General features: G+C 69.5%; 9 protein-coding genes. 5 read left to right on the top strand and 4 right to left on the bottom strand.

The window, feature by feature from the left end; translation table 11 throughout:
- From ACWGIF_RS14400 to ACWGIF_RS14380, 5 genes are all read left to right on the top strand, one after another.
- On the top strand, nucleotides 1-522 hold a 522-nt coding region (locus ACWGIF_RS14400; protein ID WP_453496172.1), incomplete at its 5' end, for an Hsp70 family protein.
- A gap of 327 nt (nucleotides 523-849) precedes the next feature.
- The gene (locus tag ACWGIF_RS14395; RefSeq protein WP_453496169.1) at nucleotides 850-1,134 is read left to right on the top strand and encodes a polyprenyl synthetase; all 285 of its coding nucleotides are present in this window, start codon (nucleotides 850-852) and stop codon (nucleotides 1,132-1,134) included.
- Entirely contained in the window at nucleotides 1,127-2,179 is a 1,053-nt protein-coding gene (locus ACWGIF_RS14390) for a polyprenyl synthetase family protein (RefSeq protein ID WP_453496166.1), read from the top strand. Before ACWGIF_RS14395 ends, ACWGIF_RS14390 begins: the two co-directional genes overlap by 8 nt.
- 24 nt (nucleotides 2,180-2,203) lie before the next feature.
- Entirely contained in the window at nucleotides 2,204-3,367 is a 1,164-nt protein-coding gene (locus ACWGIF_RS14385) for an oxygenase MpaB family protein (protein WP_453496163.1), read from the top strand.
- 228 nt (nucleotides 3,368-3,595) lie between these two features.
- Nucleotides 3,596-3,808: a cold-shock protein gene (locus tag ACWGIF_RS14380; RefSeq protein WP_453496160.1), complete on the top strand. Its 213-nt coding sequence runs from the start codon at nucleotides 3,596-3,598 to the stop codon at nucleotides 3,806-3,808.
- Between the two features lie 267 nt (nucleotides 3,809-4,075).
- Here ACWGIF_RS14380 and ACWGIF_RS14375 read toward each other — a convergent pair whose 3' ends face one another.
- The 4 genes from ACWGIF_RS14375 to ACWGIF_RS14360 all read right to left on the bottom strand — a co-directional run bounded on the left by ACWGIF_RS14375 (nucleotide 4,076) and on the right by ACWGIF_RS14360 (nucleotide 9,283).
- On the bottom strand, nucleotides 4,076-4,945 hold the full coding sequence (locus ACWGIF_RS14375) for an alpha/beta fold hydrolase (protein WP_453496158.1): 870 nt from the start codon (nucleotides 4,943-4,945) through the stop codon (nucleotides 4,076-4,078).
- Between the two features lie 419 nt (nucleotides 4,946-5,364).
- The gene (locus ACWGIF_RS14370) at nucleotides 5,365-6,636 is read right to left on the bottom strand and encodes a cation:proton antiporter (RefSeq protein WP_453496155.1); all 1,272 of its coding nucleotides are present in this window, start codon (nucleotides 6,634-6,636) and stop codon (nucleotides 5,365-5,367) included.
- 247 nt (nucleotides 6,637-6,883) lie between these two features.
- Nucleotides 6,884-7,408 (bottom strand): GNAT family N-acetyltransferase, encoded by a 525-nt coding sequence (locus ACWGIF_RS14365; protein WP_453496152.1) that lies wholly within the window; start codon nucleotides 7,406-7,408, stop codon nucleotides 6,884-6,886.
- A 336-nt stretch (nucleotides 7,409-7,744) separates the two neighbouring features.
- The gene (locus tag ACWGIF_RS14360) at nucleotides 7,745-9,283 is read right to left on the bottom strand and encodes a carboxylesterase/lipase family protein (protein WP_453496149.1); all 1,539 of its coding nucleotides are present in this window, start codon (nucleotides 9,281-9,283) and stop codon (nucleotides 7,745-7,747) included.
- Between the last annotated feature and the right edge of the window lie 176 nt (nucleotides 9,284-9,459).

Raw genomic sequence — 9,459 nt, 5'->3', positions numbered from 1 at the left:
CAGATCGAGGTCTCCTTCGACATCGACGCGAACGGCATCATGCACGTCACGGCCAAGGACCTCGGCACGGGCAAGGAGCAGAAGATGACCGTCACAGGCGGCTCCTCCCTCCCCAAGGACGACATCCAGCGGATGGTCCGCGAAGCCGAGCAGCACGCCGAGGAGGACCGGCGCCGCAAGGAGGAGGCCGAGACCCGCAACCGCGCCGAACAGCTCGTCTACCAGACCGAACGGCTTCTGCGGGACAACGAGGCCAAGATCCCGGCCGACCTCAGGACCGAGACCGAAACCGCGATCGCAGACCTGAAGGAGAAGCTCAAGGGCCAGGACACGTCGGCCGTCCGCACGGCGACGGAGCGCGCCGGCACCATCGCGCAGAAGATAGGCACCGCCCTTTACAACCCCCAGGGGGCTGCCGCCGGCGGCGAGCCGACGCCCGACGCCGGGTCGTCCAGCACGGAGGAGGAAGTCGTGGACGCGGAGATCGTGGACGACGAGAACCCGAAGGGAGCCACACGATAAGCCCAGCGAAGCTTGCCAACGGACCGCGAAAGCAGCCACCCCCCACCCCCCGTCGTGATCGAGGACATCGGCTGGCCGATCCCGCGGTCACGGAGATGGCGAGCCCCCTGGCGCCCTGCCCCAGCGCTGCACGGTTCCTGTCCCGTAGCAGGTGCCGTCGACTGCATGGGGGGATCTTTGAAGGAAGACCACTCAATGGTGCATACCGGCTGCTTGGGGGGTGTTCCTGCGGCCAGACTCGAACCGCGTCGTGAACGAACACCGCTACGCGCTGCTCTGTGCCGACCGGCCGGGGCCGGGCGGGCCTTGCCGTGCAGGAGAAAAGCTGTGACACACCATGACGGCCGCAAGCCTGGACTGACCGAGGACGCGGTGGCCTTGGTGGCCGGCCTTGCCGATCTGGCGTTCAGCGGGCTGAGCAGCGCGGTGGGCGGCGTCAGCGGGCTGCTCCGCCGCGCCGACCTGGGCGAGCTTCTGGCTGACGGCCACGAGGAGACCAAGGCGCGTGGCCGTCTGCTCCTTGACCGGCATGCGGCGACGGCGCCGGCTCACATGGAGGTCCTGGCCCGCACCGTCACCGCACGCACGCAGGCGGAGGGCGGCGGTGAATGAACGAGAAGAGCACGCCCTGCTCAAAGAGCGCATCGACCAGGTCCTCAGCGACCTCGTTACGGCGGAAGCACAAGCGCTGGCCGACATCGATGCCTGTCTGGCGCCGGTTGCGGAGCAGCTTCACGCCGCGACCGGGGAGGGCAAACGTCTGAGGGCGGCGTTCTGTTACTGGGGCTGGCGTGGAGCAGGCCAGCCCGACAGCGAGGCCCTGGTACGTGCGGCAAGCGCGATCGAGCTGGTCCATGCGGCCGCCGTCGTCCACGACGATTTGATCGACCACAGCCGTACCCGGCACGGCCGCCCCACAGCGCACCTTGCCCTGCGAGAGGCCCTCACCGATCATGCGAGGCCGAAGGCCGGCGCCCGGGCCTTGGCCATGCTGGTGGGCGACCTGCTGATGTCGATGGCTGGGCAGTTGTTCACCACGTCCGGTCTGCCAGGCGCCTTCCTGAACAGGGCCCGGCCCATGTGGGCGGTTCTGGCCCGGGAACTGGTGGCCGGGGAGTGCCTGGAGGTCTTGCGTACCGGAGCCGAACCGGACCCGGACGCATCGGTGAAGGTGATCCGCTACAAAACCGCCAAATACACCGTCGAACACCCTCTGCAGATCGGCGGCCTGCTCGCCGGCGCCCCACCGCGGCTCCTGCAGACGTACAGCGACTACGGCCTGCCGCTGGGCGAGGCATTCCAGTTGCGCGATGACCTGCTGGGTCTGCTGGGCGATCCCGGGCGGACCGGCAAGAATCCGGCCGATGACCTGGCTGGGAACCGGCCCACGGTTCTGATGGCCCATGCACTCGCGTCCGCCACCCCGGCGGAACACGGCGAGCTGCACCACCTGCTCGGCCGGGCGAATCTCAGCGAGCAGCAGGTGGAACGGGTTCGGGAGATCGCCCACCGCACCGGAGCCGTCCTCCGCGTCGAAGGCATGATCACTGCCCGGCTCCGAGAAGCACACGAGGTGCTGGCCGACGCCGATCTGGCCATCGAAGCACACCGCGCGCTGGCGGCCTTGGCTACGTCTTCAGCCACTCGAACTCACTGACCGCCACCGCACCGGAGTAACACGATGACCTACACCCAAGCATCCATGGACGCGCTGCGGATGGCCGGCGACGAGCTGGCCGACGCGACAGTGACAACCCTGTTCGAGCGCGGCGAGGTGGGTAAATTCAACACCCTCATGCGTTACGTCTCCACCGTCGGGCAGGACCTTCCCGAGGGGCTACCGGAAGTGGCCCGAGAGTACTTGCACGAGACCAGCACGCCGCCGGCCTGGGTGGACTGGGGCGAGATGGAGAAAGCCCGACTGTTCTTCATCGACAACAACGTGCACATCTCCACCGCGCTGTCGTTCGCCTCGATGCCCGCCTGCTACGTCCTGCCGCACGTGGCCAAGCTGCTGTCGGCCACCCATTCGCTGAAGTATCCGTCCAAGCGCATGGCCGAGACGGGCCAGTTCACCGTCTACCTCATGCAGCCCGACGCGTTCGAAGCCGGCAGCCGTTTCATCCCCGCCGCCCAGAAGGTCCGGCTGCTGCACGCCTCCATCCGCCATCACCTCAAGCGCGAGGACCGCTGGGACACCGCCAACCTGGGTACGCCGATCTGTCAGGAGGACATGATCGGCGGGCAGATGATGTTCTCCATCCAGGTCTTGGACGCTTTGCACCGCCTGGGCATCCACATGAGCACTGAGGGCGCCGACGCCTACTACTACGCCTGGCGGGTAGTCGGCGCCATGCTCGGCATCGACCAGAGCCATGCGCCCGAGAATCTGCAGACAGCCCGCGAGTTCTCCGATTTGTACATGACCCGCCACATGGGCCCCAGCGAGGAAGGCGTCCAGCTCACCCGCCAGCTCATCGACCTCTACGAAGAAGTCGTGCCCGGCACCTTCTTCGACCCGATCGTCTCCGCCCTCATCCGCTACCTCATCGGTGACATCTGCGCCGACTGGCTACAAGTCCCCCGCACCCCCTGGGACACGGTCGTCAAGTCCGCCCCCACCCTGCTCGGAGTGCTGGAAACCATCGAGGACCACTCACCCCTGGCAGCCTGGGCCCTGGACCGACTCGGACACCTCACCAGCATCCTCGAACTGTCCTCCCTCACCCGTGGCCGCGTCATGCATTACGCCATCCCGGAACAGCTCAAGAACGACTTCGGAGTCAGCAGCACCATCCCGCCCAACAGCCGCTGGACTCCGCCCCCGGCGACCATCGGCCTGTAGTACCGGCTCGTCCTCGCCCAGCGCCCACAGGCGGTAGGTCGTCGGCTGCGGCCGGAGACGAAGGCGACCCGTACAGCGGGTAGGAGATCAGATGCCAGGTCACCCAAGCGGCCGGACGACAACCAGCCAAACGCTCGATCTCCGTGACCTTCGTTCCCGTAGCGGGAATGATCAGCGTGCCGGGCGTCCTGCGGGTCCGGCCGGAACACGTGATTCAAAGGAGTGGTCATGGCTGAGCGCCAGTCTGGCACCGTGAAGTGGTTCAACGATGAGAAGGGATTCGGCTTCATCACTCCCGAAAGCGGCCCCGACCTCTTCGTGCACTTCAGGGCGATCCAAGGCAGCGGCTTCAAGAGCCTCAAGGAAGGCCAGAAGGTGACCTTCACTGCGGTGCAGGGACAGAAGGGCATGCAGGCGGACGAGGTCCTCGCGGAGTACTGAGCCCCAGACCAGGGACTCGCGAACCGTTCCCGACCCGGCACTGCAATCGGCTGCCGGGTCGGTGCGGCGCGGACGTGTGCTTGCGACGGTGGTCAACTTCGGTGCGAGGCGCTCACGGTTGCGAGGGCAGGGCATCGAGGCGGGCGCCTGCCCGGCCTGCTGCCCGGGCGTCGCCCAAAGTGGTCGGGTCCGTTCAGTGCGCGGTGGTCGGCTCGGCGACGGGGGCGACGCGCTTGAGGCAGGCGTCATCGTCGCGGCCGATGGCGGTCACGCCCGGGCGGACGGGGCCGGAGGCATGGCGAGTCCGCCCAGGGCGTGGGCCGCCGGCGCCGGGTCGGTCAGCCACTTCAGGTGGCTGCCCTCCAGCGTGCGGACGTCGTACGGGTTGTCCGGCGTCAGCTCGTTGCCCTCACGGATCAGCCGGTCCTGTAGGGCGAGGGGCAGGCTCGCGTCGTCGGCCAGGCGGATGTAGGTCTTCGGGATGCGGCCCCAAGTGGCGGCCTGTGCCCGGTCGGCGGAGCCGCCGGCGTCCAGGTTCTCGTCGGGCTGGAAGGTGTTCAGGAAGGTGAGGAACTCCTCGTCGGTGCCGTCGGCGAAGAAGGCCGCCTTGAACGCCGCGAGCGAATCCGGGTTGGCGGTGCGGAAGTTGACGCGAAGCAGGCCGAGGTCTGCAGGGTTTCCGGCCAGCGCGGAAGCGAAGGCGGCGGGGTCGACTCCGGCCATCTCCGGCTCGGCGTAGTAGTCACCGACGTCGAGACGGACCGGGCACCAGGCCGAGACGTAGACGATGCGGTCGATCAGGTCCGGGCGCGCGTTGGCCGCGGCTGTGGCCGTGATGCCTCCCCGGCTGTGGGAGACGAGGATCACGGGGCCGTTCCGCTTGGCCCGTTCCAGGATCCCGATCAAGTGTGCGGTGTTGTCGGCGAGTGTGACGCCCTTGATCGAGCCGGGCGCGGTGGCGAGCCCCTCGGGGTCCTGCGGCGTCTGATAGGCGCGGGTGAAGGTCGCCTGGAAGCCGTGGCCCGGCAGGTCGACGGCGACCGAGCGGTGCCCGAGCAGGCCGAGTTCGGCCTGAAGGGGCGCGAAGGAGAAGGAGTTCGCGAAGGCTCCGTGAACCAGGACGAACGTCGGTTGCATCTGTCTACTCACTTTCCGGCCGCTGCGGTCCCCGCGGCGGCCATGGCCGGCCCCGGCCCCGCAAGTCGACGCACGACCGAGGAACGGGTCCACGTCTGCGGCACGCCGTCCCCGCTGCGGGACCTCTTCGTGCGCGGAACGCGCCACTCGGGTCACGTGCGCCGCCTGGCGGGCATGGTGCGGACATGTGTTTGATGTCCGGAGATCCACACTACCCAGCAGAAGATCATCCGCACTACCCGTGCACAGACGCCCCCGGCCGCGCGGACCGCCTCGGTGATCAGACCTTCCCGCAACCGCTCGGGCTACGGCCAGTGGTCGGCACCCGGTGGAAGAGAGGGTTGTCGCCATCGCGGCAGCCTGCGGAGTGAGTGGGACCCGTGGGTTGGGCGGTGCCTGTTCTGGTTCGCGGTTGTGGTTCAGGGGGGTGTGGGGGAGGAACGGCGCAGGCGGTCGAGACGGCGGATCACGGGGGTGGCGGTGGTGCCGTGCAGGAGAACGGACAGCAGGATGGTGAAGGCGACCGTGGCCCACAGTTGCCGGGCGTACGCGCCGAAGTGGTCGCTGTGGCCGAGGGCGTAGGCGAGGTAGAAGACCGAGCCGATGCCGCGGATCCCGAACACGGCCGTGACCAGGCGTTGGCGTGGTCCGGTGCCGGCGCCGAGCAACCCCAACCATCCGGCGGCGGGCCGCACGATGAGGATCAGGAGCAGCCCGACGAGTGCCCCCTGCCATGTGAGCGAGGGCAGGCCGTATGCGACGAGGTAGCCGCCGAGCAGGAAGAGCAGGAAGGCGGTCAGCAGCCGTTCGATCTGTTCGGTGAACTCGTGCAGGACCTTGTGGTAGCCGTGGCTGCGTTCGGCGGACCGGATGGTGCAGGCGGTGACGAAGACGGCGAGGAAGCCGTAGCCGTGCGCCAGTTCGGCGGCACCGTAGGCAAGGAAGGTGGCGCCGAGGGCGACGAACCCCTCCATGTGCTCGGAGAGCCGCAGCGCCGAAGGCCGCGCCCGGAAGAACATCAGGCCCAGCAGCCGCCCCATGACGAGGCCGACCGCGACTCCGACGGCGGTGCGGGCCAGTACGTCGACGAGGAACCACTGCCCGATCCAGCCCGTTGCCATCCCGCCGCCGCCGGGCGCCGCGGCAAGGGCGAGCGCTGCCAATACGAACGGGAAGGCCAGTCCGTCGTTCAGCCCGGCTTCGGCGGTGAGGGAGAAGCGGACCTCGTCCTCGTCGTCCTCCGCATCGGTGGGTTCACCCACCCGCACCTCCGCCGCCAGCACCGGATCCGTCGGCGCCAGCACGGCCGCCAGCAACAGAGCCGACGCGAGCGGCCATTGGAGGAGCAGCGCCGCGATCACGGCCATCGCCGCGATGGTCAGCGGCATGCTGATGCCCAGCAATCGCCAGGGACCCATCCAGGAACGTCGGCCCACGGGCCGGTTGAGGGCGAGTCCGGCCCCCATCAGGGACACGATGACGCACAGTTCCGTCACGTGCTCCACCCAGAGCCGGTGCTGCCCCGGTTCCACCACCGGCACCGGCACCGGAAGCGCGGCGAGGAGCATTCCCGCAGCGAGGAACACCATCGGCATGGACAACGGTCGGCGGAAGACAAGCCGGGGAAGCACGGCAGCACCGAGCGCACCGATCCCCACGGCCAGGTACACGGCGTCGGAAAGCGTTGTCATCTGCCCCATCCTGTCCGAATCGGACCGAGTCATGAGGGAGGCGGTCGGATCCGTCGAGTTCTGAGAACACGGCGTTCAGGGGTAATGAGTCATAGGGCAGGGGAGAGCCACCGCCTGCCCACCGCGATCGACTGGATGCTCGCGCTGGTGTCCCCGGTCTCGGCGAGGATCCGCGGGGCGGCACGGACGGCATCCAGAAGGCAACCCTCCGAAACGGGACGGGGCGGCCTTGCCCTGAGCGCCGCGTTCAGGCGGGGAGCTCCTCGCTCTCGGCCGGCTCCTGGGGCCAGGTGCACTCGAAGTACCTGACGCGTTCGTCTTCTCCAGCCGGCCGCATGCCGACTGCCGTCATGACGTGCTGGGACGCGATGTTGTCGAGGTCGGCGTCGCCTTTCACGCAGGTGACGCCGCGTGCCCGCGCGAACAGCAGCAGCCCGCGGAGGGCTTCGGAGGCGTATCCCTTGCCTCGCGCCGACTGGATGAGGCCGTAGCCGATGGTGACGCTGCCGTTCTCGTCCGCAGGACCGTGGAAGCCCATCCCGCCGATCGCGTGACCGTCCTCGCGGCGACGGATCTCATAATTGCCGAACGGCTGGGGATCACCCGTGTTCGCGCAGGCGGCCAGGAAGCGCCTGGCAGCGGACACATCCCCATCGGTCGGATATCCGGGCGCCCATGGGGCACCGCCATCCCACTCGCCGGCCACCACGCGCTCAGCCTCGCTGACGGTCATCGGATGCAGCACGAGCCGCGCTGTTACGAGATCACCCATGGCTGGAGGAGTATCACGCGGAACGACCAGACCGCACGTGGATTATCCGACCGGGCAGCGCCCCGACTCCCGCCCCCGGTAGGCGATCGTAGGCACGGAAAGAGCGCGGGTAGCTTGGGGCAGCCGGAGGGCTCGCGCCGGGGAGCGGCTGCGCCGACGGGACCGGAGTTGATGCCGGGTACGCCGGGCTTCGCCGTGGGGCGGGCCCGGAGCACCCGGGGATTGATGCCGCCTCGTGAACTGCTGCCCAGTCGGCCGGCGGATCAGCACGTGGAAGTCGTCGGCCTCCATGCCGCGGAAGACGAGGTGGGTCCGGCCTGAGTCGTACGAAACGGCTCAGCTGCCGAGCAGCGGCAGGGCCGGGAACGTGTGGTCCTGCCAGATCAGGCGGGAGGCCTCCTCCGGGTAGGCGGTGAGGGCCGGCCGGGTGTCGAAGAGCTGTACGAGGCGCTGCCCTGTGTCGTACGGGGGCCAGCCGGGGTCGCCGTCGGCGGCGAACGCCGTCCAGGCGGCCCGCATCCGTGCGGACAGCTCCTCCGCCTCCGGGAACGGGCCTTCGCCGATCAGCACGGCGGGCTGGCCGCGGTCCAGGTTGCCGAAGACCAGCGGCACGTCGAGGCCGTGGCAGGCGCCGAGGGCACCGCCCATGCCCGGGGCGGACCAGGTCAGCTCGTAGACGTGGGCACGGCCGCCGGCGGTGGTCTGGGCCCGGGCGAGATGGAGGGACGGCATGCGGAACAGCCAGTCGGAGTTGACCAGCTCGTACAGCTCGTCCGGGCCCGCGGTGGGAAACGCGTCGCGGTAGCGGCGTGCGGCGTCCCGGCCGGGGCCGAAGACGTCGAGGGCGGTCTCCGCCTGCTCCGGTGTGATCTGCCCCAACAGTCCGTCGAGCGCGGCGAGCAGCCGCGTTTCGTCGCGGGTGTGGCCGACGAGGAGTTCGACGCCCCGGCCGGCGCCGTCGGCCACGGCCTGCCACGGCGTGACCGGCAGGACCTCTCCGTCGACGACCGGCGAGAACGGGATCGCCCGGTGCGCGACCGGACCCCAGCGATCCGCCCACCGGTCCATCGTGGCGGTGACCGCATCACCGGCGGCGGACAGCCGGACGGGGTCCACCCCGGACAGGTCGGCCACCGTGGGCCGCAGCCCCAGCTCGGCGGCGCAGGCGGCGGCGATGTCGGAGGCGAGTTCCGGCGAGAAGAACGTGCTCTGCACACTCTGTGCCACGGCCCGGCCGAAGAGCCCGGCCGCGCGCGGCATCGCCAGCAGCGCGGCGACCGATCCGGCGCCCGCCGACTGGCCGAAGACCGTGACACGGTCCGGGTCACCGCCGAAGGCCCGGACGTTGTCGCGCACCCACTCCAGGGCGGCCACCTGGTCCAGCAGGCCCCGGTTGGCGGGCGCCCCCTCGATGTGGCCGAAACCCTCCAGACCCACTCGGTAGTTGAACGTCACCACGACGACACCACCGTCACGTGACAGGCGGCCACCGTCGTACTCGGGAAGACCGGACATGCCGATCGAGTAGGCACCGCCCTGGATCCACACCATCACCGGCAGCCCTGCGCCAGGGCTCGGTTCGGGCGACCAGACGTTGACCGTCAGCCAATCGTCGCCCGCCGCGCCCCGCGCCAGCGCGTCCATGCCGAAATGGCCGCCCTGAGGGGGCGGCGGGCCGTACTCCGCTGCCGGCAGGACCCCGTCCCATCCCCGTACGGGCCGCGGCGCGGCGAAACGCAGCGGCCCGACCGGCGGCTCGGCGAACGGGATGCCGCGGAACACCGCCACACCCGCCTCACGGCGGCCGCGCAGCGCCCCACCCGCCACACGGACCTCGGGCTTGGATCCGTACGGCTTTGACGCGGTAGCGGTCATCACGACTCTTCCCTGGGCGGCCTGGACGTTCCGGGATCATCCCGCTGCCACGCGATGCGTGCCAGTCATTTAGGGAGGGCACGGCAAGATCAGGCAGAGAGGGGCTGGTGGCCGCTCTGGCCGCGACTGGCCGGCAGCCGTGCGAGCGAACCGGTACCGCAGCCCACCTCCGGCAT

The organism is Streptomyces sp. NPDC054849 (assembly GCF_053610945.1).
Note: the sequence above shows the minus strand (reverse complement) of the source record. Positions and strands in the feature narration are given on the sequence as shown.